The 24,730-nt window shown below is 38.5% G+C and carries 21 protein-coding genes; 12 read left to right on the forward strand and 9 right to left on the reverse strand.

The genetic code is table 11. The features are described 5' to 3' along the window. Positions 1-69 precede the first annotated feature (69 nt). The 3 genes from AB1A03_RS16795 to AB1A03_RS16805 all read left to right on the forward strand — a co-directional run bounded on the left by AB1A03_RS16795 (position 70) and on the right by AB1A03_RS16805 (position 4,449). Positions 70-972 carry a DUF58 domain-containing protein gene (locus tag AB1A03_RS16795; RefSeq protein ID WP_354625740.1) on the forward strand — a complete coding sequence of 301 codons (903 nt, stop codon included), beginning with the start codon at positions 70-72 and terminating at the stop codon, positions 970-972. Further along, positions 969-2,693 (forward strand): transglutaminase TgpA family protein, encoded by a 1,725-nt coding sequence (locus AB1A03_RS16800; protein ID WP_354625741.1) that lies wholly within the window; start codon positions 969-971, stop codon positions 2,691-2,693. The genes AB1A03_RS16795 and AB1A03_RS16800 overlap by 4 nt, the downstream gene beginning before the upstream one ends. A gap of 358 nt (positions 2,694-3,051) precedes the next feature. Then, positions 3,052-4,449 (forward strand): MBL fold metallo-hydrolase RNA specificity domain-containing protein, encoded by a 1,398-nt coding sequence (locus tag AB1A03_RS16805; RefSeq protein ID WP_354625742.1) that lies wholly within the window; start codon positions 3,052-3,054, stop codon positions 4,447-4,449. 41 nt (positions 4,450-4,490) lie between these two features. Here the strand turns inward: AB1A03_RS16805 and amrA are convergent, their stop codons facing one another. Both amrA and amrB read right to left on the reverse strand, forming a co-directional pair. Beyond that, positions 4,491-5,081, reverse strand: a complete 591-nt coding sequence (gene amrA / locus AB1A03_RS16810; protein ID WP_354625743.1) for an AmmeMemoRadiSam system protein A — start codon at positions 5,079-5,081, stop codon at positions 4,491-4,493. Further along, on the reverse strand, positions 5,059-5,838 hold the full coding sequence (gene amrB, locus AB1A03_RS16815; RefSeq protein WP_354625744.1) for an AmmeMemoRadiSam system protein B: 780 nt from the start codon (positions 5,836-5,838) through the stop codon (positions 5,059-5,061). Before amrB ends, amrA begins: the two co-directional genes overlap by 23 nt. A gap of 121 nt (positions 5,839-5,959) precedes the next feature. Here amrB and amrS point away from each other — a divergent pair, with 121 nt between their 5' ends. The 3 genes from amrS to AB1A03_RS16830 all read left to right on the forward strand — a co-directional run bounded on the left by amrS (position 5,960) and on the right by AB1A03_RS16830 (position 10,218). Continuing rightward, positions 5,960-6,997, forward strand: coding sequence for an AmmeMemoRadiSam system radical SAM enzyme (gene amrS, locus AB1A03_RS16820; RefSeq protein ID WP_354625745.1), 1,038 nt, complete (start codon positions 5,960-5,962; stop codon positions 6,995-6,997). A 96-nt stretch (positions 6,998-7,093) separates the two neighbouring features. Beyond that, entirely contained in the window at positions 7,094-7,912 is an 819-nt protein-coding gene (locus tag AB1A03_RS16825) for a TIGR01459 family HAD-type hydrolase (RefSeq protein ID WP_354625833.1), read from the forward strand. Between the two features lie 416 nt (positions 7,913-8,328). Next, positions 8,329-10,218, forward strand: a complete 1,890-nt coding sequence (locus AB1A03_RS16830; protein WP_354625746.1) for a YfaP family protein — start codon at positions 8,329-8,331, stop codon at positions 10,216-10,218. A 293-nt stretch (positions 10,219-10,511) separates the two neighbouring features. On the opposite strand, the gene AB1A03_RS16835 is transcribed toward AB1A03_RS16830, so the two are convergent. Next, complete coding sequence (locus AB1A03_RS16835) at positions 10,512-11,048, reverse strand: PEP-CTERM sorting domain-containing protein (RefSeq protein WP_354625747.1); 537 nt, start codon at positions 11,046-11,048, stop codon at positions 10,512-10,514. Between the two features lie 360 nt (positions 11,049-11,408). On the opposite strand from AB1A03_RS16835, the gene AB1A03_RS16840 reads away from it, so the two are divergent. Together AB1A03_RS16840 and AB1A03_RS16845 are read left to right on the forward strand one after the other, a co-directional pair. Continuing rightward, positions 11,409-12,191 carry a substrate-binding periplasmic protein gene (locus tag AB1A03_RS16840; RefSeq protein WP_354625748.1) on the forward strand — a complete coding sequence of 261 codons (783 nt, stop codon included), beginning with the start codon at positions 11,409-11,411 and terminating at the stop codon, positions 12,189-12,191. Between the two features lie 127 nt (positions 12,192-12,318). Beyond that, positions 12,319-14,199: a methyl-accepting chemotaxis protein gene (locus AB1A03_RS16845; RefSeq protein WP_354625749.1), complete on the forward strand. Its 1,881-nt coding sequence runs from the start codon at positions 12,319-12,321 to the stop codon at positions 14,197-14,199. A 305-nt stretch (positions 14,200-14,504) separates the two neighbouring features. On the opposite strand, the gene AB1A03_RS16850 is transcribed toward AB1A03_RS16845, so the two are convergent. The 3 genes from AB1A03_RS16850 to AB1A03_RS16860 form a co-directional block, all read right to left on the reverse strand. Beyond that, on the reverse strand, positions 14,505-15,314 hold the full coding sequence (locus AB1A03_RS16850; RefSeq protein WP_354625750.1) for a substrate-binding periplasmic protein: 810 nt from the start codon (positions 15,312-15,314) through the stop codon (positions 14,505-14,507). A gap of 245 nt (positions 15,315-15,559) precedes the next feature. Beyond that, entirely contained in the window at positions 15,560-16,036 is a 477-nt protein-coding gene (locus tag AB1A03_RS16855) for a Z-ring associated ZapG family protein (protein ID WP_354625751.1), read from the reverse strand. Between the two features lie 186 nt (positions 16,037-16,222). Then, a complete protein-coding gene (locus AB1A03_RS16860; protein ID WP_354625752.1) occupies positions 16,223-17,809 on the reverse strand; it encodes a B12-binding domain-containing radical SAM protein in 1,587 nt (528 codons plus the stop codon). A gap of 194 nt (positions 17,810-18,003) precedes the next feature. Here AB1A03_RS16860 and AB1A03_RS16865 point away from each other — a divergent pair, with 194 nt between their 5' ends. From AB1A03_RS16865 to AB1A03_RS16880, 4 genes are all read left to right on the forward strand, one after another. Then, positions 18,004-18,885: a LysR substrate-binding domain-containing protein gene (locus tag AB1A03_RS16865; RefSeq protein WP_354625753.1), complete on the forward strand. Its 882-nt coding sequence runs from the start codon at positions 18,004-18,006 to the stop codon at positions 18,883-18,885. Between the two features lie 119 nt (positions 18,886-19,004). Continuing rightward, a complete protein-coding gene (locus tag AB1A03_RS16870; RefSeq protein WP_354625754.1) occupies positions 19,005-20,096 on the forward strand; it encodes an alkene reductase in 1,092 nt (363 codons plus the stop codon). 1 nt (position 20,097) lies between these two features. Next, positions 20,098-21,201 (forward strand): alkene reductase, encoded by a 1,104-nt coding sequence (locus tag AB1A03_RS16875; RefSeq protein ID WP_354625755.1) that lies wholly within the window; start codon positions 20,098-20,100, stop codon positions 21,199-21,201. 188 nt (positions 21,202-21,389) lie between these two features. Further along, positions 21,390-22,049: an NAD(P)H-dependent oxidoreductase gene (locus AB1A03_RS16880; RefSeq protein ID WP_354625756.1), complete on the forward strand. Its 660-nt coding sequence runs from the start codon at positions 21,390-21,392 to the stop codon at positions 22,047-22,049. Positions 22,050-22,061: 12 nt separating this feature from the next. Here the strand turns inward: AB1A03_RS16880 and AB1A03_RS16885 are convergent, their stop codons facing one another. From AB1A03_RS16885 to AB1A03_RS16895, 3 genes are all read right to left on the reverse strand, one after another. After that, positions 22,062-22,985 carry a LysR family transcriptional regulator gene (locus tag AB1A03_RS16885; protein ID WP_354625757.1) on the reverse strand — a complete coding sequence of 308 codons (924 nt, stop codon included), beginning with the start codon at positions 22,983-22,985 and terminating at the stop codon, positions 22,062-22,064. Positions 22,986-23,050: 65 nt separating this feature from the next. Further along, positions 23,051-24,127, reverse strand: coding sequence for a DUF4405 domain-containing protein (locus AB1A03_RS16890; RefSeq protein ID WP_354625758.1), 1,077 nt, complete (start codon positions 24,125-24,127; stop codon positions 23,051-23,053). A 20-nt stretch (positions 24,128-24,147) separates the two neighbouring features. Further along, positions 24,148-24,582, reverse strand: coding sequence for a MarR family winged helix-turn-helix transcriptional regulator (locus AB1A03_RS16895; RefSeq protein WP_354625759.1), 435 nt, complete (start codon positions 24,580-24,582; stop codon positions 24,148-24,150). Positions 24,583-24,730 lie beyond the last annotated feature (148 nt).

Genomic DNA, 24,730 nt, shown 5'->3' on the forward strand with positions numbered 1-24,730 from the left:
CTTGCGCAGTTGAAAGGTATATTGACGCGGATAGTAAGGCATCGCTTTGATAAGTGGCTAAGTAAGCGTATGCCTGCACAAACTAGTTTTACCTTAAACCATAAAAACAGCTTTATTTTTCCCTCTCTGTTTGGGCTCTATTTTTTACTGCTCTGTTTCGTGTTGTTTCTACTTGGCACTAATTATGAAAACAATTTAATTTTGTTTTTGGTCTTTTTTCTCTGTAGTTTTATGGTGACTTGTTTGCTTCTCACCTATCAAAATATCGCCCAGTTAACATTCACTGCGACTCCCGTTAACCCTCAGTTTGCAGGACAAGATGTTGCGTTTTGTTTACGGATACTTCGACCAACGGATAATGGCAAAAAGCTCGATATCAATTTCCAAAAATCAGTTTCCACGCTTAGGTCTGTCATTAGTGAACAACAAGTCGTGTTGTATAGTTTCTGTAAGCAGAGAGGTTATTTTAGCCCTGGTCGTGTGACGGTGCGTTCAACTTTTCCCTTTGGGCTATTTACTGTTTGGACGCATCTTGATTTTGCGCACTCTGTTTTGTTGTATCCTGAACCAATAAACAATGAACGAGCGTTGCTCAGTTCATCCTCGCTGAATAACTATAGTGGCATGAGCAATTATGCAGTGGGTTTTGAACAGTTCTCAATGCTAAAAAGCTATCAACCAGGGGAATCTTTAAAATCGGTGGCATGGAAACAATTGGCGCAGGGACGAGGGTGGTTTAGTAAACAGTTCGAACAATCACAAGCGGGTGATGTCTTTTTAGATATCGATTTATATCCCTATTTAGAACTAGAAGAAAAGCTCAGTTTATTGTGTTACCAAATCATCGAACTACATGAAAAGCATTGCAGTTATGGCTTAAAACTCGGCAATGACACTATTGCTAACGGTCATGGCATGGCACAAAAAGAGGCGTGTTTAAAGGCATTAGCTTTATACGGTACGAGCCCATGAAAGCCTTTCTTAGCCGTTTAGGTTTACTGCTCATTATCCTGAGCTATGTTGTGCTACTCGGTGCATTATATGATCACTTATCTCTGTTCTTAATTATCTTAGGTCTGTTCTGTAGCGGTTGGCGGGTGGCTCATTTTTATGAGCGTGTGCCAATGTTGGCTGGACGCTGGTTAAGTTTACTGACCATAACGTCTAGCATAATTACGATTGCCTTGGTTTATCAGCTGGGTGTTTTTAATGTAATGCTGCATCTTATCGTCTTGGGTTTTAGTTTGAAATTTTTGGAACTAAAATCGATACGTGATGTGCATATATTTGTGAATACTGGCTTTGTCTTACTAGCGCTGTTTTTAATTTTTAACTACACCATTGTGATGGCTCTATTGGGAAGCTTGATCATATTGATGTTGTTAGCCATCTTATTATCCGTACATGGTGGTTTTTTCCTTGGTAATGGGTTTAGCAAATTATTAGTTAAAAGTTGTTTACTGAGTTTACCGCTGGCGTTGCTGTTATTCGTTGTTATTCCGCGATTACCTTCTCTATGGAAAATGCCGCAACAGAAACAGGCAACCACGGGGTTAAGTGATAGTGTCACGCCGGGGGACATTGCCGAACTAAGCCGCTCCAGTGAGTTAGCCTTTCGTGCTTCATTCGCCAATACCCCAGTGGCTGAGCGAGATCGTTATTGGCGTGTCATGACTCTTGACCATTTTGATGGGCGCTCGTGGTCGCAAAGCCAATGGCACAAAGAGGAACAACAAAGTGCAAAATATAGCAGAGGAAAAAACTTAACGGTTAGCTTCTTCACAGATAATTATGAGCTAATTGTTGAACCCCATTTTAATTATTGGATACCTGCGCTTGATTATAGTAAAGCGGCTGTCGGACAGGTAAATTTAAGTGACTACACATTGCGCAGTGTAAAACCCATTTTTAAAAGAGAAGCTTTCAATATCGTTTTATATCAGCAAATCCAAGTACCATCTTTAACGGCAAGAGAACAAAAGCAATTTACACAACTACCGACACAGGGCAATGAAAAGACGCAGGAGTGGGTGGCAACTAAGCTAAAACAGGGCCTTGCTAAAGAAGCGTTAATGCAGCAACTTTTGTTTCAGTTTCGTACTCAAAACTATCGTTACACGCTTAAACCGCCTCCCTTGGGAAATGATTTTGTAGATGATTTTTTATTCTCCACACTGGCGGGATTTTGTGTGCATTATGCCAGTAGTTATCTTTATGTTGCACGGCTAGTCGGTATTCCAGCACGTATGGTGACAGGATATTTGGGCGGTGAATGGCAAGATCAGGATAAGTTTCTGACCGTTCGCCAATATGATGCCCATGCTTGGGTGGAAATTTGGCAAGGGGGACGTTGGCAACGGGTTGATCCCACCGCCTATGTCGCCCCTGAACGGGTTGAATCGGGGCTTGAACAAAGCTTGTCTAACCGTGATGAGTTTTTACAAGGGGAATATTTATCATTACAGAAATGGCGAAATATAAAACTACTGAATCAATTACGGCAAAAAATAGAGCAAATAGATTATCTATGGGCAACTTGGGTGGTTAATTATGATAACAAAAAACAACTCGCATTGATGCAAGCTTGGCTCGCTAAGTTCCCATGGTTAAATCTATTTTCTGCTGTGTTAATCGCTATGTTATGCGCTTTTATTGTGACGCTATTATTCATATTTAAACCTTGGATAGAGTAAAGATAAGCGCTGAAGATCGGATTTTTTTGCAATTACAGCGTTACTACGCCAACCGGGGTGTTATCAGAAAAAAAGGGCAAACCGTTACAGCCTTTTGCCAACAAGCCAGTCACAAATTTCAGCTATCCGCAACACACTTTACAAGCTTTGCGGATAAATACAATAGCTTAAAATATGATAGCAATTTATCAGCCAACCAGCGTCAAAAACAACTTAAGCAGTTAGCATTTATCTGTAAGCAATTGCAAAAACGGCAATGATGTAAGGCATACATTATATAAGTAACTATTTTCTCTACCCACGCACTTGTTGATCCAAGTGGTGCTATAGTTAAATCATAACTATAAGGGGGTTGCTTATGACTATCATTCAATCATTTGGTGCCGCAGAGACGGTTACTGGATCATGTCATTTTTTACAGATTAAAAGTGGGCCTAATATTCTTATAGATTGTGGTTATTTTCAAGGTGAAAATGAACAGAAAACGTCGGAACCATTTGACTTTAAATCAACAGATGTCGATATCGTTTTATTAACTCATGCTCATCTTGACCATGTCGGGCGGGTTCCTAAATTAGTTAAGGAAGGGTTTGACGGGAAACTTGTTGCTTTACGTGCGACCATGGATTTGGCGGAAGTCATTTTAATGGATAGCGCTAAAATAGCCGAAGAGGATTATAAAACCGCGTTGAAAAAAGCGCGTCGCACGGGTAACGAAAAAAAGATTCCACCGCCTATCTACAGCAGTGACGATGCACTAGCAGTATTTGATTTAACCATTCAATATGCCGAGTACGACAAAACGATTCAACTTACTCCTAACGTTAAGGTTACCTTTAGAAATGCGGGACATATTCTTGGCTCAGCCACCATTCAAATAGAAGTAACGGAAGATGGGGTTGTAAAAACGCTAGTGTTCAGCGGGGATCTCGGCAGTCGTCGCGATATCATTATGCCGCATCCTGCTTTAGTGAAAAAAGCCGATGCACTTTATATCGAGTCGACCTATGGTGATCGTAATCACCGTCCCTTACAAGAGACGATTGCAGAGTTTAAAGAGATCGTCATCAACACCTTAAAAAATAAAGGCAATGTATTGATCCCATCCTTTGCCGTTGAGCGAACTCAAGAAGTTTTGTTGATGCTAAAAGAGATGTATTACAATAAAGAATTGCCTGTTTGCAAAGTGTTTTTAGACTCCCCGATGGCGATACGCGCAACCCAAATATATAACAATTATCACGCTGAACTAAATGCTGTTGCAGACAAATTACTGCTACGTGATGGTACTGTTTTCGAATTTCCTTATTTGCAATATTCACTTAAAAATCAAGAGTCGATGCTGATTAATAAGGAGGAGAGTGGTTGCATCATTATTGCTGGTAGTGGCATGTGTACAGGTGGGCGAATTCTGCATCATTTTAAACACCGTCTTTGGGATGAGCGCAACAGTGTTATCTTTGTTGGTTACCAAGTGCATGGCACGTTAGGGCGACAAATGATAGATGGGGCTTCGTCAATTCAGCTTTTTCATGAATCAATTAATGTGAACGCCAAAATACATATGCTTAATGGCTTTTCTGCACATGCAGACCAAAGCAATCTATTAGCTTGGATGGGGGAGTTTGAACAATTAGAGAAAGTTTATTTAATACATGGAGAGCCTGATAAACAGACTGTTTTTAAAGACGTGATTAAAGAGCAACTTCATAAATCTGTTCATATTGTTAAATATGGCGAAAAGATTTTTGTTTAGAAAATATCCCCCGTTGGTCATCACAATAAGGGGGACGGTTGTTAAGGAATATAAAAAGGTGCTGAAAAAACCTCCGTGGTAAAACGCTGCAATGTTATCTCGGCACTCCAGTAATCCTTTGGCCAGTTTGCCTTTTGTTTTAAATGTTGCACAAACATTCTTGGCTCAGGAAGCACCTCCCAAACCGTGGGTAAAAAAATCGCTTTATGCCAACCTTCCTGTAATAACAAACCATCGACACCAATTTGTAGCTCATCAATCAGCGTAGCTTCACCATTATTCGGTATCTCTTGTAAGGCCGATAAAATAGATATTTCTATTGTTAAATTAGAGAGTTCATCCGCTTGTAGTGGCGGAAAACGGCTATCTTCAAAGGCACTGCAAAAGGCGTAGTAATAAACATTTTCCCATAATGGTCTGTCTACTTGATAGGTGCCAATACAGCCTCGTAAATGGTCATTAATCGTTAAAGTGACAAAGCAGGGTAATGGTTGTAACAGATTTTTATTATTGGGTGCTGCTGGCAAAACAAAAGGCAAGTCATCGAGGTGCTGTTGGATTGCTTGTTTACAAAATGTAATGAGCTGTTGTTTTTCCTGCTCTGTTAAATTAATAGAGTTTGAAACTGCCATATCCCACCACCCGTTGTTTATCTCCCGCTGTATCGCCGGAATTAATATTTTTAATTAATGTTATCTGCCAGTTTGCTGTTTTTGCATAGCGTAATAACCCGTTAATGGCATTAGCGCCACAGGCTTGTTGGCCATTAATTGTGCTAGCAAAATGAAGTATGTTAGCGCAACTATTTTGATCAATGCGCTGTGCTTGCTGGTATTCATGAAAATGGCTGAGATCCGAACTAATAACCAGTAAATCCTGTTGCGTCAGTGCAAGTTCCTGTAACAGTTTGTTGACTTTATCCGCAGAGCATTGACCAACGACAATGGGAATAATGGTAATATCCGTAAATAACATCTGTATGAATGGTAATTGCACTTCAATTGAGTGCTCTAGCTGGTGGACATAATCTGCAAACTCCACAAAATCTAAGGTGGCTAGTCTATTTTGCGTCACTTGGTCGAGGGTAAGTTTTCCAAGGGGTGTTTGAAAATAGTCGGCGCTCGATAAGGCGCAACCGAGTAGTGGTTCGCGATGATTCGGCCCTAAAATAATGACCCGTTTAATATTATTAACATAGGGGGTTAAGTTCGCAAAGGCTAAACCAGCAATCGCCCCCGAATAGATATATCCCGCATGGGGCACAATCAAAGCGCGAGCTTGCTGCATCGGTTTTTGCTCACTGGCTAAAAACGCCGTGACCATCTGTTGTAACGGTACTTTATCCTCAGGATAAAAACTACCTGCCATGGCCGCTGGTCTATACTTCATACAGGCCTCAATTTGATTTAATGTCCGATGGCATCGTTGTTGTTTAGGCGCTTGCGCCACCATGACATCGATCCATTTGCTATAAGTAAAGTATAGCCGCTATCGCTATAAGGTTGTATTTATGCCCCATGATGATTCTCAAGATAATTTTCACAAAACCTATTATTGGCATCGACTTGATGATGGTCGAGTCTGTTGCGATTTATGCCCACAACATTGCACCTTACGTGAAGGGAAACGTGGCAATTGCTATGTACGAATGTGTCATCAAGGCGAAATTAGCTTAGTGAGCTATGGGCGTAGTTCCGGTTTTGCCATTGATCCTATCGAGAAAAAACCGTTGTACCATTTCTATCCCGGATCGCAGGTACTCTCATTTGGGACAGCCGGCTGTAATTTAAGCCGTGATTTTTGTCAAAATTGGCGTATTAGTAAATCACGTGAAATGGCAACATTATCTTGCTGGGCATCACCAGAAGAGATTGTCGCGAACGCTAAACGTTATGGCTGCCAAAGTATCGCTTTTACCTATAATGATCCCGTTATTTTTATGGAGTATGCTGTCGATGTCAGCCGCTATGCGCAATCTCAAGGTCTTAAGAGTGTTGTCGTGAGTGCGGGTTACATTTGCGCTCAGCCGCGTGTAGAGTTTTTTAAATACATTGATGCTGCAAATATTGATTTGAAAGGATTTACGGAATCGTTTTATAAAAAACATTGTCATGGCTCTCTGCAACCCGTATTAGAAACATTGCAATATCTAAAAAAGGAAACCCCAGTCTGGTTTGAATTAACTAACCTACTTATCCCCGATGAAAACGATAGCGACCAAGAGATCCACAATATGTGTGCATGGATCGTTGCCAATTTAGGTGTCGATATTCCTCTCCATTTTACTGCCTTTCACCCTGACTTTAAGATGCTAAATAAAGATAAGACAGGCATGGCGACATTGCTAAGAGCGCGAGATATAGCTATGAGTTACGGTATGCATTACGTCTATTGTGGTAATGTCAATGACATCGAAACCAATAGTACCTATTGTTTTAAGTGCCATCAGCCATTGATCATACGCGATCGTTTTATGATTACCGCAAACCGCTTAAGCGACAATAACCGTTGCCCATTTTGCGGCACGGCCTGTGCGATTAATGCTTAATATAGGCACAGAGTTAGCTTGCTCAATGGGTTCTTTTATTTTTATAATGTATGGTTTTACGATTGCTCGTAAACCATAGGAAATCCGCAAGTGAAAATGATTAATGGCCTTAAAGATATAATCGATAGTTTTGATACCTTCATATTGGATCAATGGGGAGTATTACATAATGGCGGTGATGCCTTTCCTGAAGCGATCCGTGCGCTACAGTTTTTACAGGAACATAATAAAAAAGTCGTGATCCTCTCTAATAGCGGTAACACTGGCAGATTTTCCTATCAACGTTTACAAGATTCTGGGATTAGCCGCGATTTATACCTCGATGTGTTAACCTCTGGCGATCACATGCGCCATAATTTTAACGCAGGAAAATTTACATCACTTGGCAACAATGCACTATTTTTCTCATGGGATAATGATAATAGTGTGCTTGATGATTGTGGGGTCACCGCATCAACTATTGAAAATGCCTCATTTATTCTTTGTTGCGGTGTTGAACGTGGCGATCTGGCATCCTATATGGATGATTTAACATTGGCTTATCAACGCAATCTTGAATTAGTGGTAAGTAATCCAGACCTTGTTGCGATGACGCCGGATGGCTCCTTAAAAACCTGTCCGGGATCGATTGCCAAAGCCTATCAAGATATGGGAGGCAAGGTACACTGGCATGGTAAACCACAAATCGACTTGTATAAAATGTGTCATGAATTAGTGGGCGGATGGCACAAAGCTATTGCGGTAGGTGACAGCCTTGAGCATGATATTGCTGGTGCAAATGGGGCATCTTTATCTAGCCTGTTTATTACTAGCGGTATTCACAGCAAAGAAATTATTGATGAAAGCAGTGTTACCAAATTAAATACAAGATTTAATGTTAAGCCTAGTCACTACCTTGATTGGTTTAAGGTTTGATTTTACGCCCATACAATAGAAAATCATTGTAATGATTCGCGCTGGTTTATGAACCGCATGGCGGAAGTTTGCTTGCTAACAAGAGACGCAAGGAAACTCCTTCAATTTACCCATTTCACTATTGCCAATGAAGGTAGTGTATTTGCATTAAAAGTGTAGCGGTTGAGCGCTATAATAGTTCTCTACATGGTTATAGTTTTCCAGATAAATATCTACTCTATCTCATGGGTTACAATAATAGATGCTACGTTTATGCAATCGCAGGCTATTACCCGATCTGTTATATTTGCTTTTCTTTTGATCTCAAAAATATGCAACGACAAAATCAAAAGCGTGGTTGTAATTTGCTTTATTAATGATTTTAATTTGTTATTATGACGCCTAATATATTCTCATAACATCAAAAAGGATTTTAAATGAAAAATAGATCAATATTAGCGTCGCTCATACCTCTTTTAGTAATGGGGGGGTGTGGTGGAAGTTCAAATAGTACGCCTGAACCTTCAAGCACAAATGTAGGGCCTTTATTGGAAACCATTTCGGCTAAACAGATTGAATCGGGTGAGACCTTTTCTTATCAGCTTGTTGTCACGGATCCAGATGATACATTCCCAGCTGATTTTACATTTGAAATAATTGAAGGTCCTGATGGGCTCTCTATTAATGAAAATGGCCTGTTAACATTTACTTCATCGGCAAGCGGAACTAAAAATAATTCGATCACTATACAAGTCAAAGATGGTGGTGAAAATAATGCACAGCCAAGTAGAGTGACTTTTTCATTGGATGAGCTATATTATCTGAACATTTCTGGCAAACTCATTAACTATTATAACAATCAAGATATTGCTGATGGAGAAGTGAAGTTGTCAATTAACGGTACTGTTATCGATGAATCTGTCTCTCAATCTAATGGTGAGTATTCATTGCGATATTTAGATACATTAACCGATTTAAGAAATGTTGTCATCTCAGCTGACGCGCCTGCGTATTCAGAAGCATCTATTCGCATTGTTCCTTCTGAAATAGTTCATCCCAACAATTTATACCTTCCTCCAATCCATAGTGTAGCAACATTTAATGCGACAGAAGGTACTGTTGTACAATTTGAAGCGGCTTCTATTTCCGTTAGTGAAAATAGTTTTGTTGATGAAAATGGGAATTTGGCGAGTGGAGTAATTACCTCTGAATTATTTATTATTGATCCAACATTGGATATTGATTTGATGCCAGGCGAGATGGTGACAGCAAGTGCAGATAATCCAACACAGTTAATTCCAATCGAATCATTCGGGGCCATTTCTGCAACGTTTACAAACGAAGATGGAAAAATTTTACAGCTTAAAGAAGGGAAAACCGCTGAAATTCATATTCCCGTTTCAGGGCTTAATCCACCAAACATCATTCCTCTTTACTATTATGATGATGTCAACGGTATTTGGGTTGAAGAGGGAGCGACGCTTGTCAACGATGTGACTGGTAATTATTATCTTGGCAATGTTTCGCATTTCACCACATGGAATGCTGATCGTATTTATGACACTGTGAATATCCTTGGTTGTGTAGAAGATATAGATGGAACGAGAATAGCTAATGCGCGTATTGATACTGAAGGACATGATTATAACGGCCGTTCAAACGCATATTCTAATGTTATAGGGGATTTTATAGTACCTGTTAAATCTAATAGCACCATGTTTGTTTCTGCAAATAATTTACATCAAAGTCGAACTCTAAAGGTTATTACGTCATCATCTGATTTTACATTGAGTGAATGTTTAATTTTAGATAAAGCAACATCTAAAATTGAACTTAAATGGGGTGAAGCACCTGATGATTTAGATTCACATTTATATGGACCTAACGGAGATGGCGGACGTTTTCATATTTCATTCTATAATGAAAGTGAAGTCGTGGGCGGATCAACGATATATCTTGATGTTGATGATACAAATAGTTATGGCCCAGAAGTGATAACTATTCCTGAATATAACGTACCTGGAACTTATCAATATTATGTTCACAACTATTCTGGTTTACCTAATATTAAACCTTTAGAAACTCGTGTAGAACTCATTATAAATGAAGAGCGAACATTATTTACTCCACCTGAAGGTGTCGCGCAGGAATGGTGGCATGTTTTTGATGTGGAAGTTCAAGAAAGTGGTGTTATTACAGTTAATACGATTAATGCATGGTCTACAGAGCCAGGAGATAGTATTTCTGAAGCAATAGCTCCTCGTAGTCTGTTGGTTAAACCAAGTATTGCCGAGTCACAATTAAAAAGTAAATATTATATTAAATAAAAATTGCAGATTACAATCACAAACACTGAACATATAACTGTTCAGTGTTTGTGTTATATCATATTTTACGTTATTAAATTATTGTTTAGTTATCAGTGTTAATAGTCATTGTTAAATAAATTTAATAGTTTAGCTTGTAAAATGTGTTGTTTACCGAGCAGAATTATAGTTATATTTTGTATAGGTGAGGGGGATTTTCGAGTGATGCAAGTAAAAGGAGAGGCCAATTCCGAATGTAGTTAGCCTCTTGTTTAGATTGAGTTTTTACTGTACCGACATGTTTTTTGATTGAGTTATAGAGCCTTTTTGTTTCTAGAAAAAGCGAAACCTAGCAAACCAATGCCTAATAACATTAATGGAGCAGGGCTTGGTACTGGATTGCTAACTGTTAACTGACTACCGTTATTTTCATAAGTAAAGCTAGATAAATATAAATCAGTACCATTATAATCTAAGGTGATATATCCAAAAAAATCTCCTAAACTGAAATCTTGAACAGCAATATAATTTGAACCGATAACTTGCCCACCTAAATCCATGTAGCTATTACCTCCAGTCCAAGCTAAGCTATCATCAATAACATCACCTAATGATAACCAATTTAGTGATACTTGAGTTGTATAATCACTTGCGCTTGTCCAAGTGTTATCGGCTGAACAACAATCTTCAGCTAAACCAAGATCATTGATACTGTCGCCATCTAAATCAACATGTAAAGTACCAGAGGTAGGTAATAATAGATTTATCTCATTAGTAATGAGAGAGGCATTTACACCCATTGATAGTAATGAGCATGTAAGTCCTAGGACAGAGCAAATCGTTTTTTTCATTTTATTCTCCATTGAAATAACATTCCGTTTTTTACTTAACATGCCGTTTAGCAATATTCATGCCGTGAATATATCTCTTTGTTTTTAGGCTCTTTTTTATTATCTGGTTTGATGCGTTGTAAAGTAAGTCGACATGTTTTTTTTGAAGTCGCTGAAGTCATTTTTTATGAAGTGTAAAATAGGGCGGCGGAAGCAGTATCCGAGTTACAATAACCCCATTTATTATTTTGGTTGCATATCACAATATTATTACCGTAATAGTTGACTAAAACATTATAAGTCACACTATTTAGACTCTTGTTTGCTTAAAAACTAAAGAGTAGTAGTGTTAATTTAATAACCATTAAAATAGGTGTATCGATGAAGCATAAATTTAATTGCTTAAGTTATTATTTGTGCCTGTTTTGGGTGGCTTGCGTTGCAAACTATTCCCATGCGTTAAATATTGATGATATTGATTTTATAACTGAAAATTATCCTCCTTATAATTATCTAGAAAATGGTCAATTGCAGGGAATTTCAATTGATTTGCTGCTATTAATGTTAAATAAACTTGAGTCTAAAAAATCATTAGTTGACATTCATATTCAACCTTGGGCTAGGGGGTATAGTACGCTGATAACGACTGCCAATACATGTCTTTTTTCGGTAGTAAGAACTAAAGCTAGAGATCCTTTATTTCACTGGATTGGACCAATATCGGCGACATCTATTGCTATGATTGCAAGAAAAGATAAGCATATAAAAATCAATTCAAAGGAAGACTTTCTAAAGTATAAAATTGGCGTTGTCAGAGCTGATGTAGGTGAGCAACTTCTACTAGAGATGGGCGTTGATAGCAGCCACCTTGACCATATAGGTGGTATGAATGTCATCATTCAATCAATAAAAAAATTAGATAAAAATCGATTAGATGTTTTTGCTTATGACAATCAGCCTGTATTTAGAACGATAAAAAAACATGGTCTTAACGTCAATGACTATGAAGTCGTTTACGTTTTGCAAAAAGGCGATCTTTACTACGCTTGTAATAGAAAGGTGCCTGAGGTTCAGATAAAAAAATTACAAAATGTTTTAGATCAATTAAAAGCAGAAGGAACCTATCAGCAGGTAGTTGATCGCTATCAAAACAAATTTAAATAATAAGTATATGAATGTATTACTTCATTTTATCTGTGTTGTCATTATTTCTTGGTTCACAATTAGCATTTACTTTGTATGATTCTAAACTAAGTAAAGGATGACAATTAATATTTAAGGAATGAAAAAGATGAAAGTTTCAATGAAAGTTGTTTTAGGATCATCGCTAGTCTTGTTGCTTGCAATCAGTTCATTATCTTGGTTACAGTATCGAGAAGTTACAAAAACGTTAAAAGACCATGCAAGTAGTGCCATTGAAGAGTCGAGTAATGCGTTAGCCCAGCAAATAACTAATTGGTTAAATGGTAAATTAGAAGCTATCGACCTCGCGGCCGAGGTTATAGATAGTAATTTCAGCGCACAACAAATACAAAATACGTTTAACGTCGCAACACTTAAAAATAATTTTCTACTGATATTTGGCGGCTTGGATACAGATGGTAAAGCAATCAGTAATGACTCCTCTTGGCAGCCAGAAAACTGGGATGCAAGAGTGCGCCCTTGGTACAAAGTGGCTAGAAGCAGTAATCATGCAATGATCACTGAGCCATATGAAGATGCCACGACAAAAGAGATCTTAATTTCAGTAGTCGCAAATCTTACGGATAAAGGCGAACTGAAAGGTGCTTTTGGTGGCGATCTGAGTTTAAAAAATGTTTCTGATGCGCTGAATACCGTTAGTTTTAACAATGCAGGGTACGCATTTTTAATGTCTAAAAGTGGTAATATTATTAGCCATCCTAATGGTGAAAAAAATGGCACAAATTATTCCAAGTTATTTGCCGGGAATGCCATTGCCTTAGACAAAAAAATTCAAGAAATAACAGTCAATGGACGATCATTGTGGGTCAGTTTTACACCACTTCAAGGCCTTGGTAACATGGATTGGTATATCGGTGTTGTGGTTGATGCTGATATTGTCATGACTGATGCCACAACAATGGGATGGCGTGCCATTGTAGCGGCTTTAATCAGCGTGATTATCGGTGTAATTGTACTCGGCAGTTTAATGCAGTCGATTCTAAAACCCGTTGGCCTATTAACGAGTTCTTTATTAGAAATTAATAGTGGTAATGGTGATTTAACTAAAAGGTTGCCTGTGCTTACTAAGGATGAATTTGGTCAGTTAGCTGCACAATTTAATAAATTCGTTGAAAATCTGCAGTCTATTATTATCAACGTCAAGACGCTTGCATCAGATGCAGGGCAAACCACGCATAACATTAGTGATGAGTCAGACAAAGCTGCGCAGGAGCTACAAGTACAATTAAGTGAATTGGATCAACTTGCCACCGCAATGAATGAAATGGCATCCAGTGCTGTTGAAGTAGCTAAAAATGCACAGGTTGCTGCACATGCGGCTGGAACTGCAGATAAAGAGACGGCTAATGGTGTCGCCGTTGTATCACATGCAACCGGAGCAATCACTCAATTAGCACAGCATATGGAAATAGCGGTAGAGTCTGTTGTTGATCTGGCTAAGTTAAGTAACAATATTGAATCCATTTTATCGGTGATAACCAGTATTGCAGATCAAACAAACCTGCTAGCGCTAAATGCCGCAATCGAAGCGGCAAGGGCTGGCGAATCTGGTCGAGGTTTTGCCGTCGTTGCGGATGAAGTTCGTTCATTAGCTTCACGAACGCAACAATCAACCAGTGAAATTCGTTCTATGATAGAGCAACTGCAGTCTGGCGTACGCCTCGCGGAAGATAAAATAAAAGATAGTCGAGAAGCTGCAATTACAACAGCAGAAGAAGCCAGTAAAGCGAATGACACATTAGAAATAATCCGAATTGCGATTATGGAGATCAGTGATATGAATATTCAGATTGCATCTGCAGCAGAGGAGCAGTCTGCGACTACCGAGGAAATTAATCGTAATACCACCAATATCAGGGATATCAGTCAAGATGTTGCCGTTGTAGCGGGTAACCAAGTTAAACATGCAGAGTTAATGAGGCAACAAATGGACCAACAGGATCAACAATTAAATAAATTCAAGGTTTAAAATAATACCAATCGGATTTAAGTATGTGGTGTAAATTTTGCGCAGGAAAAATGGTTTAATTTGAGGCCTAAGTTTTGTTAATGGTTGTTCCCTTTACGAAACTTACAACAAGAAAATAAGTTATTTTAACCAGCAAAATAGATCAGCTATTTACTCCGATTGGTATAAGTACAAGCTTCAATAAAATAGAGGTAAGGGAAAGAGTAATGGTAAACGTCTTTCACTTACCTTTTTTAATGTCCTATTAGCTAAGCGAAGAAGGCACTATGTCCATCTACTTATTATTGGGCTGAAGCTATGACTCCTTATTTATTTTTGCCTATTAAATTGCCTAAATTTAGTTTTTTAGTAACACCATATTTAGCAAGTATATTCTTGAACTCACCTGATTTTTGTAGTTGAGATATTTTATTAGATAGTATTTTTGCATATTTTACTGCGTTTGGAGAGTGAGGGTTAAATGCAGTGTAGTCTTCAAAGACTCGTGTCGAAAAACCAGCGACAATAAAGTTGTGAGTATAACCATATTTTGCAATGTTATACAACGCAATCAAATCACCTTCTAGGTATGTGTCTACACGTTCAAGCTGTAATAATTCAAAGCCTCTTTGAGCCGTTTTTGAACCATTTAAGGAAACTAAATTAGTCGGCTTGCTAGCGACAAAGTGATTTATATCATTATCACCATAGTCAAACCCTTTGGTTATGGTCATCGTTGCATTGACCGATAATAGAGATTGGTAACCTGTGTATCGCCAATGGTTAGTTGGTTTCACCATAAACATCATGCGTTGAGTTATGGTGTTATTTTGAGGATAAATTAAAGTTGGTGCATAGTTTTTTCCGACAACGACCACACCGTCATATTTTCCATCAGTTACAGCCTTTACCGCTCGTGCGTAAGGCATTATTTCAAGTTCAATTTTATAACCGGCTTCTTCAAAAGCCGCACGTACAACATCAGTCATGATGCCTTCTTTGCCGTCATCTTTAGTTGGATCACAAGTTAAGGGACAGTAATCGATGGTAGTAAAGCGAATAGTCTCAGCGGCTAATATCGTGGCGCTAAACAAAATTAAAGATAACAGCAAGGTTATAATAGAAAAAATTTTCACACTCACTCCTTAAACTCATAAATTACAGTTTGTACTTTCTATAAGAAGAAAATTCATAGTAAATTAAAGTCGCTAAATTGCTATGGTTATGAAAGCGATTTGTCGTGTTGTTCAACTTTATACGCGTTTAGTTATCATCAAAAGATGCGAATAAATGGGCTAAGTGCATCGGGCGTTGTTTTCAATCACTGGTGAAATAAAAGGTCGTCGATACTTAAGTCAAAACAAGCCTGAGCACGTACCTATTAGTCATTGTGGACTTTCTTAGGTGAAATGGTTTCATTAGCATCAGATATTACCTCACCATTATCAATCTCAGGTACATTTTTTTTATCTTGATCCTCGTTTGTTACAGGTGCAATTTCACTATCATTGGTTAGCGTTTCATTATCAATGTTAGCTGATTCATACTCCACATTTATTTCATCATCATTGTTGGTTGCGGTTTCAGAAGGGCCGTTATTTTTCTCTTTGTTATCAGTAGGAATAATGTCTTCGCTGTTAAGTGGATCTACATCCATCGCTGTTTTTAATAGTGGAAAGGGGCATTTTTCGTTTTCACTGAGCAGAGATTGTGACTGTCCTGCCATGTGGGTGTATAAAGCCTGATAACTGTTGGCAACTTGTTTCATTAAATCGGCGCTGGAGTTAAAATGGTCGTTAACTTGAGATTTATAACGTTGTAACTCAGCTTCACTTTGCGCTAATGCTTGCTGTTGCACATCAGCTTTTTTCTAGCGAAAGCTAAGTGATATATAAAAATTCCAATAATCACGCCTACCAGAAAAATAACCAAATAAATTAGCGTTGCATTAATGTCAGTCATATCGATTTCCTTAAAATAATACTGGATAACTCCAGTAAGCGTAAGTGAATTTTATTATTATGCCAGCTATCAAGCCTGCATTTTATTGCATATGTTGTTTTTGGCGCTGTAATAATTTATTTGAGTTGGTCGATTTTTTTTGTGAACCCGCATAGAGATCGAGTGTATTAATATGCCCTTTTAATTTCGATGCCGCGTAATCTAAGGTGATTTTTGCCACGACCAATTCATGTTTTTCAGGAAATAATGCTTCAACTGCTTGTGAGACTAGCTCATACAATCTTTTTAGATTGATCTGATGAGTCTGAGCGGTAGTATTAAATATCCAATTTGACAGTGCCATGAAATCATCAAAGGCATTAGCAGATAAAATATGTGGTAATGAGTGTTTAAAACGCCCTGAGTTGGCAATCATATCCCAATATCTTGCAAAACGATTAACCAGTTGCATGGTTGTAAAATCAATACGGTCTGTGCTTAATATGTTAAAAGGTGGTAAGGGGCTAAAACGAAGATCAAAGGTGTTAGTGTGACGAATAATAGGGCTCCCCTTGAGTCGTTTTAAAATGCCCATTTGGATTTCGTGAGGTTGGCACTGATAGAGTTCATCGAAGCTATCTCTAAATGTTGCAAATGTTTCGCCCGGTAAACCAAAGATAAGATCTGCATGAATATGTGCTGTGGTCTGCTCCTTTAGCCAAAGTAAGTTTTGTTTTGATTTCGGATTGTTTTGTTTACGACTGATATTCGCCTGAACTTGTTGATTAAAGGTTTGGATCCCTACTTCAAATTGCAAACTTCCTTCGGGAAATTTCGTTAACAACTCTTTTAGTTTTCGCGGTAAGTGATCGGGTACAACTTCAAAATGAAGGTAAAGGTCATCGGTCATTTTGTCTAAGAAAAATTGTAATATTTTTATAGAAGTATCAATGTCTAAATTGAAGGTTCTATCAATAAACTTAAAATTACGTGCACCGCGTTGATAGAGTATTTCCATTTGTTCAAGAAATGCTGATAGCTCATAGGGATTAGATTTTGTGTCCAGAGAAGATAAACAAAATTCACATTTAAATGGGCAACCACGGGACGCTTCCACATAAAGTATGCGATTTTTTAGGTCATCATCACTGTAATATTGATAAGGTAAAGCAATATTTTTCAATGCAACGGGTTTCGAATTAAGGATTTTACGATCAGGCGGGTTGTGATTAAGAATATCCTTACACAATTCATAAAAACTGATATCTGCTGCGCCCGTGAGAACATAATCACAATGTGCAACAATGGCCTGCTGCTCAGTCTCATAACTTACCTCTGGCCCCCCTAGTATCACTTTTATTTCTGGGGCGATCACTTTTAATAGATTCACGACATTGGTTGTTTCTACGATATTCCAAACATAAACACCAAAGCCAACAATCGTTGCCTTAGACTGTAAAATTTTCTCAACAATATCAATGGGGCGCGTTTGAATGACAAATTCTTGTATCTCTGTGCATTGTTGTAAATCTTGTAAATTGGCATATAGATAGCGTAAGCCTAAACTCGCATGTATAAATTTAGCATTAAGCGTTGCAAGGACTATCTTGGTGGGAGACGCTGTCATGAATTTTGTATCGACATTGACATTGCTCTGCATAATGGTTGACTCGTTTTTAATTGATTGCATCGTAATTAAGGGTCTTAAAGTGGTCGTGATTAATGAGTTTAATAGTACAGTATTTGCCTATTATATTCAGTATCTAGTTTTCACCTGCTATAGCATGTTCACCAGATGCTTTTTTATTGTGCTAAACAGTCGTAATCTCGTGCTATGTTTGTCATATATGCAATAAATTTATAATCTAATGAGGAATATTGAACATGTTGACACGATCCGATGATTTAGAAATATTACTTGCAGTTGTTGATTGTGGGGGATTTTCTGCTGCCGCACAAACATTAGACATGCAAGTGGCTCGTGTTTCTCGTGCGGTCACTAAGGTTGAAAAGCAGCTTGCCGTATCATTGCTTAATAGAACAACACGGCGTGTTGAACTTACCGAAGAGGGGCGTCAGTTTATACAAGGAATTCGTGCTGCGTTATTACAAATTCAACTGGCAGAAGAAGAGGTCATTTCGGGTGGTGATTCACCTCATGGTCGATTACGCGTTGATGCCGCAAGCCCGTTTATTTTTCATCAGCTCATTCCACTTGTTAGTGCATTTAATGAGGCGTATCCGAATATCGAACTAGCACTAAGCTCTAATGAGGGTTATGTTGACCTATTAGAAAAAAAAATTGATTTGGCCATTCGAATTGGGCAGTTAAGTGATTCGACACTTCATGCAAGGTTATTAGGTAAGAGTTCATTATATATAGTTGCTTCGCCCGATTATTTATCACGCCGTGGTGTTCCTATAAAAGTGAGTGACTTAAATTGCCATGCAACAATTGCATTTACAGCACCAAAGTCTTTAAATAACTGGCCATTAAAAGGCTTCGAATCGCTAAAACCGACGTTTTCATCGAGTAATGGTGAAACGATGAGGCAATTAGCAATTGCAGGTAATGGCATTGCATGTTTGTCTGGTTTTATGGTTAAAAAAGATATTGAAGCAGGGCGCTTAATCGCGATACTTGAAAATGAAAAAATAACAAACACAGGAAGAGAGCAGATAAATGCGGTCTATTATCACTCCTCTTCGGTAGCAAAGCGAATTTCTGCTTTTATCGATTTTATTAAACCAAAATTAACATTGTGATTAGTGAGTCATTGATCCTCTATTGTTGCAGTTTGCACAAAAACTATTTGTGATTATCGCTATCAATGTTCTGCTATTGATCGGGTAATATGTCTTTCAACATTTTTGGGGGATATATTATGACAACTTCACTTTTTAGCTCTATTTCATTGGGTAAACTTACTCTTAATAATCGTATTGTTATGCCACCAATGACCCGTTCACGGGCCAGCCAAACAGGAGATATCGCCAATGAGATGATGGCGACCTATTATGCTCAACGAGCTAGCGCTGGGTTAATTGTTTCTGAAGGAACGCAAATATCTGCCATCGGTAAAGGTTACGCTTGGACGCCTGGTATTTACACCCCAGATCAGATAGCAGGATGGAAAAAAGTTACCGCTGCAGTGCATGCTAAAGGTGGGACTATCTTTGCACAGTTGTGGCATGTAGGTCGTGTAACACACCCTGATAATATTGGCGGAGCACAACCTATTTCCTCATCCGCTATTGCCGCTGAAAATGTAAAGGTATTTGTTGATAACGGCACAGATCAACCCGGATTTGTTGCAGTGACAACGCCACGCGCTATGACACAAGCGGATATAGATGAAGTTACCGGGCAATATCGACAAGCAGCCCTAAATGCAATCGAGGCTGGCTTTGATGGCATTGAGTTACATGCTGCCAATGGTTACTTAATCAATCAATTTATTGATTCACAGGCAAATCATCGCGTTGATCAATATGGTGGTTGCTTAGAGAATCGTTTGCGTTTTCTTGATCAAGTTGTTACAGCCTTAGTCGATGCCATTGGTGCAGATCGCGTTGGCGTTCGGCTTGCCCCGCTTACCACATTAAATGGCACACTTGATGATAATCCCGTTGTCACCTATACAGCGGCAGCAGCGTTACTTAACACGCATAATATTGCCTACTTACATATTGCGGAAGTGGATTGGGACGATGCACCAGATACCCCAATCTCATTTAAACAAGGACTTCGTAAAGCCTATCAAGGCGTATTGATTTATGCGGGGCGATATAATGGAGAAAAAGCAGAGCAAGCTATTGCCTCTGGACTTGCCGATATGATTGGCTTTGGTCGTCCATTTGTGGCAAACCCAGATCTCCCCAATCGAATTAAACAGGGGTACCCACTAGCAGAGCATGACGCAGAGACATTGTTTGGTGGCAATGAACACGGTCTAACCGATTATCCTGAATATTAATTTGAGGAATAAACAGTTATTTAAACCATTTACAAATAATGCAACCTTCAGCACCAAAAATCGTATTGTGATGGCACCGATGACGCGATCACGTACGACTCAGCCTGGTGATATTCCAAATGAAATGATGGCAACCTATTACAAACAGCGCGCTAATGCAGGTTTAATAGTAACCGAAGGTGCGCCCATCTCTGCCGTTGGGCGTGGTTACTCAATGACACCGGGTATTTACACTCAAGCACAAATTGACGGGTGGAAAAAAGTTACTGATGCTGTGCATGAGCAGGGTGGTAAAGTATTTATCCAGCTTTGGCATGTTGGACGACGCAGCCATTCAACTATTTCAGGTCTTCAACCATTGGCCCCTTCTGCAGTTAAAGTACCAGACCAAGTATTTGGGCCTTTGCCGGATGGTGGTTTTGGGATGATAGAGACAGAGTGTCCAAAAGCGATGAGCATAGCTGATATTAATAATACCATTGCAGATTTTGTACAAGCGAGTAAAAATGCGATGTTAGCTGGTTTTGATGGTGTTGAAATACATGCGGCTCACGGTTATTTATTTGATACATTTATGCGATTAGAAAGCAATCACAGAACAGATCAATATGGTGGTAGCCAAGAGAATCGTATACGCTTTATGCTCGATACACTACAAGCGGTCGTGAATGAAATTGGTGGAGATAAAGTCGCTATACGTGTTTCTCCACACGTTACTGAAGGTTTCGCTAATGAAGATCCTGAAATTATTGAGGTGGTATTAAAAGTCCTTAAACAAATGGCACCTCTAAATTTAGCCTATGTGCATTTTTCAGAGAACATTTCCCGTTATACGGAAGTACCAGCGCAGTTCCGTTATGATGTACGTCATGTTTATCCGAATCCAATCATGGTTGCAGGTAAACTCAGTAAACAACGTGCACAAGTAATCTTGGATAACAATTTGGCAGATCTCGTTGCCTTTGGAACCCCATACGTCACTAATCCTGACTTAGTCGACCGTTTTGTACATAATTGGCCCTTAAATGAATTTGATGCAGATGCGCGCTTAACCCTATATGGTGGTGGCGAAGAAGGCTATATCGATTACCCAACATACAAGTAATCAATTGTTTGATATTATTATGACGATGCAAACACAGGAGTTAATCGCATTAAGAATATTCAAACGCAAAACCAATTTGCTGCATTATGGACATAAACGACTAAAGTATTTGGCTATCCTTGCTCTTTAAGCTTGCAGGTTAGCCGCTTACAATACCGCTATTACTTATATGTTTCAGGAGACGTTAAATGCCGCATCAAATAATCACTGACTTAAATAGCCGTTATACTGCAAAAAAATATGATCCATCTAAACGCATTTCAGATGAGAATATGGATGTGATAAAAGAGGCGCTTTGCTTATCAGCTTCTTCAATTAATTCACAACCATGGAAATTTATTATTATTGAAAGTGAACAAGCTAAACAACGTTTTCATGATACTTTTGCAAATATGCACCAATTTAATCAACCTCATGCCAAAGCGGCATCGCATATTATATTATTCGCCCATAATCCGCATTATAGCTTAGATGATTATAAAAAAGTCGTCGATGCGGAAGTCTCATCAGGTCATCTACCAGCGTCTATGTATGACACCATGCTCAATGGCGCATTTTCATTTGTCCAAACCAATACCGATGCAACAGGATTTAATGGCCATTGGACAAAAGCACAGACATATTTAGCACTGGGCAACACATTACATGTGCTTGCACGTTTGGGCATTGCTTCAACGCCAATGGAAGGAGTTGATTCTCAATTAATTGGCAAAATCTTCAAGGAAGAGCTTGCGGGCTTTCAGTGTGATGTCGCTTTGGCGATGGGGTATAGCTTACAGGAGGAAGATTACAATTATGGCCTTCCTAAAGCTCGGTTAGCGATGCAAGATGTGTTAATGGTACTTTAAGTTTATTGTCATTTATAAATAGACTTCCCAACGCGCAGGCATACCAATGTATGCTTGCACAGCTTTGATGAATTCCTGCGTTATCATGGTACGTTTTACATGTGGATAGATCGCATAAATAGCAGTATCCATCGTCGAAATATCATGATCAGGCAGTAATTGTGTCAGACCCAATTCACAAAGTGGTTTGGTTAAATTCGATAAATCGACTAAGGCATAGCCAAGGCCATCTTGGACCGCTTTGATTAATGTTCTAACATCACTTACTTTGTAGCTCCCTGTCATTTTATAAGTGATAGAGTGACTATCTATTGCAGGATTACAGATTTTCAGTTGATCCAGCGTTACGTCGCCATTGCTATAAATGACAGCAGGCAGACTAATAAGATCTGGTACTGTTGTCGGTGAACCTAAATCTGCAACAAATGAATTTGCTGCTAATAAAACAAAGTGTGTATCGGCTATTTTTTTAGCGTACAGGCTAGAATCAGCGAGTTTTCCTAAGCGAAATGCCAAATCAAATTTACCCGATATGATGTCAAATTTTCTGTCATTAAGCGCATGCACTATTTCGACTTGAGGATATTTTTTCATGAATTGAGAGATGACTGGCTGGAGGTATTGGTCACCAAAGTAAATCGGTGAGGTTATGCGTAAAATACCTTTTGGCTCTGACTGGTAAGCGCGTGCAATAGATTGAATATTGTGAAGTGAATTTTTAATGGTTTGTGCTTCTTGTAAAATTTCTTCGCCGGCACAGGTCAGAGAAAAAGAACGCGTTGAACGGTTAAGCAATTGTACTCCAAGCTCACTTTCTAATTTCTTAATCTGTTTGGAAAGCGCAGAATTGTCTAAATTATTTAACGTGGCAGCTTTAGTGAATGAGCCCTGTTGCACAACATCCCAAAAGAGCATTAATTGGTTAGTGGTAGACATTAAAGCTCCTTAGCAACATAAGTGTTGGCTGTAAAATACAATAATAAAGAGTATAGATTACGATATTAAATATCAATGATGACGCGTTTAACTAACTGCAAAGCTGTATCGATGCCTGTCATATCACTATAAAGCATACCATTTGCTCCAGAGAAATGACCATGGCCAATGACATCCATAATATACGTTTTTTGAGCGATATCTAAATCGATGTAGGCAGCATAAATCAACGACGGTTGACCAGAAGCACCTAACCCACTGTAAACGGGATCTTCTGGATATTTGTCTTTACTGTAATGCGAATTGAAATCATATGATCGATTAATTTCCATCATCACCTTAAATCGGCGTAACGTACTGTTTACTTTACTACTGAGTTGATAATCTCCGAGCGGTGTTGCACCAGTCATTCCATCTAAATCACTATTATCAACATCCGGTACCATTTGTGTATTATTATATTTAACACCTCGCTGATGAGCCCAATAGGGGAGTGCTTCAGGGCGACTAACTAAGCTAAATAGCTCGTCAGTTGGCACAAAATGACTATTACTCATTTTTTGACTTACATATAAAGTATCAATGTAATTGCCTGCTAAATCTTCTACCCAAAATGCCACCTGAGGTACTGTGGTATAGGTTAACCCTAAAAAGAGTAATTGTGGCTCTGATTCGTAATATGCACCTTTGCGTATTTCAATTGTAATAGGAATGCCTGTATCGCCAATATGTGTCGTTAATTTTTGGTAACTTCCTTCACTAATCGTCATGCTTTTATGTAGATCTTGTCCAAATGTTATTACGCTGCTAAAAGGGGGAATGGAGAAGATCACTCCCAATGTAATACTCAACATGATCACGATGCTTATAGTGAAGCAACGCTTTCCTTTAGACTGTGCTACATAGGAAAAAATGCTTTTAAGATTATTGCGTAAGTGGAATATCATCAGGGCTATAAAAACAATACCTAACCAAGTATGTATGCCAGCAATTGTCGCGTTGTATCCCATGATATAGGAAATAATGCCTGTAACACTAAGCCCCATCAAAGCACCGATAAGATTAATACTTACCCAGTGTCGGCTATTTTTACTAACCTTTTTGGAATCAAGTTGGTTTGTATTTAATAAGTCCTTATCCATAATAATATCCCTGGTTATGTTTATTTTTCAAACTCAAGACGAAAGTGATGAATTAAACTAAAAAGTTGCTGCATATCAGCTTGATTAAATTTAGATGCAAACCTATTAAGATCGAAATAAATTAAGCCAGTCGCATGTTCATGCGCTAATCGACCTTGCTCTGTAATAATTATCTTTTTTTGTCTAGCATCATGGTCACGAACCTGTAGAGAGACATAACCTTTATGGATAAGTTGTTTAACTATTTGACTCATAGCCGACAAACTCACATGAAAGAGTGCTGCTAGCTCACTCGATGATTCATTGGTATTAGTGCTATAGATAAGGTGATTAAGTAATTTGAATTGAGATGGAGGCAAATTAACCGGTAACTTTTGTTTCAAGTGCGTATCCATTTTTTCATGGATAATCGCTATTTCACGTAATACCGCAGTGGTAAGTTGGTTTTTATTCATTTGTTAAGCTTCTTAATGATTAAGTTGCTTAACAATATTCCTAAATTAAATTTAATGCAAGCTAAAAAATACATTATGTACCACAAATGAAACATCCTGTGATTTTTATTCTATTTCGAGTTTTTTACGTGGTAATTACCTAAAATTT

The organism is Psychromonas sp. MME2 (genome assembly GCF_040566515.1).
In the GTDB taxonomy this organism is placed as follows: Bacteria; Pseudomonadota; Gammaproteobacteria; order Enterobacterales; family Psychromonadaceae; genus Psychromonas.

Coding starts and splice junctions, on each gene's coding strand:
- AB1A03_RS16840 (WP_354625748.1), top strand. CDS start 11,409: ATGAAGCATAAATTTAATTGCTTAAGTTATTATTTGTGCCTGTTTTGG.
- amrA (WP_354625743.1), bottom strand. CDS start 5,081: ATGGCAGTTTCAAACTCTATTAATTTAACAGAGCAGGAAAAACAACAG.
- amrB (WP_354625744.1), bottom strand. CDS start 5,838: ATGAAGTATAGACCAGCGGCCATGGCAGGTAGTTTTTATCCTGAGGAT.
- AB1A03_RS16885 (WP_354625757.1), bottom strand. CDS start 22,985: ATGTCTACCACTAACCAATTAATGCTCTTTTGGGATGTTGTGCAACAG.
- AB1A03_RS16870 (WP_354625754.1), top strand. CDS start 19,005: ATGACAACTTCACTTTTTAGCTCTATTTCATTGGGTAAACTTACTCTT.
- AB1A03_RS16795 (WP_354625740.1), top strand. CDS start 70: ATGCCTGCACAAACTAGTTTTACCTTAAACCATAAAAACAGCTTTATT.
- AB1A03_RS16880 (WP_354625756.1), top strand. CDS start 21,390: ATGCCGCATCAAATAATCACTGACTTAAATAGCCGTTATACTGCAAAA.
- AB1A03_RS16845 (WP_354625749.1), top strand. CDS start 12,319: ATGAAAGTTTCAATGAAAGTTGTTTTAGGATCATCGCTAGTCTTGTTG.
- AB1A03_RS16805 (WP_354625742.1), top strand. CDS start 3,052: ATGACTATCATTCAATCATTTGGTGCCGCAGAGACGGTTACTGGATCA.
- AB1A03_RS16825 (WP_354625833.1), top strand. CDS start 7,094: ATGATTAATGGCCTTAAAGATATAATCGATAGTTTTGATACCTTCATA.
- AB1A03_RS16895 (WP_354625759.1), bottom strand. CDS start 24,582: ATGAATAAAAACCAACTTACCACTGCGGTATTACGTGAAATAGCGATT.
- AB1A03_RS16800 (WP_354625741.1), top strand. CDS start 969: ATGAAAGCCTTTCTTAGCCGTTTAGGTTTACTGCTCATTATCCTGAGC.
- AB1A03_RS16860 (WP_354625752.1), bottom strand. CDS start 17,809: ATGCAATCAATTAAAAACGAGTCAACCATTATGCAGAGCAATGTCAAT.
- AB1A03_RS16890 (WP_354625758.1), bottom strand. CDS start 24,127: ATGGATAAGGACTTATTAAATACAAACCAACTTGATTCCAAAAAGGTT.
- AB1A03_RS16830 (WP_354625746.1), top strand. CDS start 8,329: ATGAAAAATAGATCAATATTAGCGTCGCTCATACCTCTTTTAGTAATG.
- AB1A03_RS16835 (WP_354625747.1), bottom strand. CDS start 11,048: ATGAAAAAAACGATTTGCTCTGTCCTAGGACTTACATGCTCATTACTA.
- amrS (WP_354625745.1), top strand. CDS start 5,960: ATGCCCCATGATGATTCTCAAGATAATTTTCACAAAACCTATTATTGG.
- AB1A03_RS16865 (WP_354625753.1), top strand. CDS start 18,004: ATGTTGACACGATCCGATGATTTAGAAATATTACTTGCAGTTGTTGAT.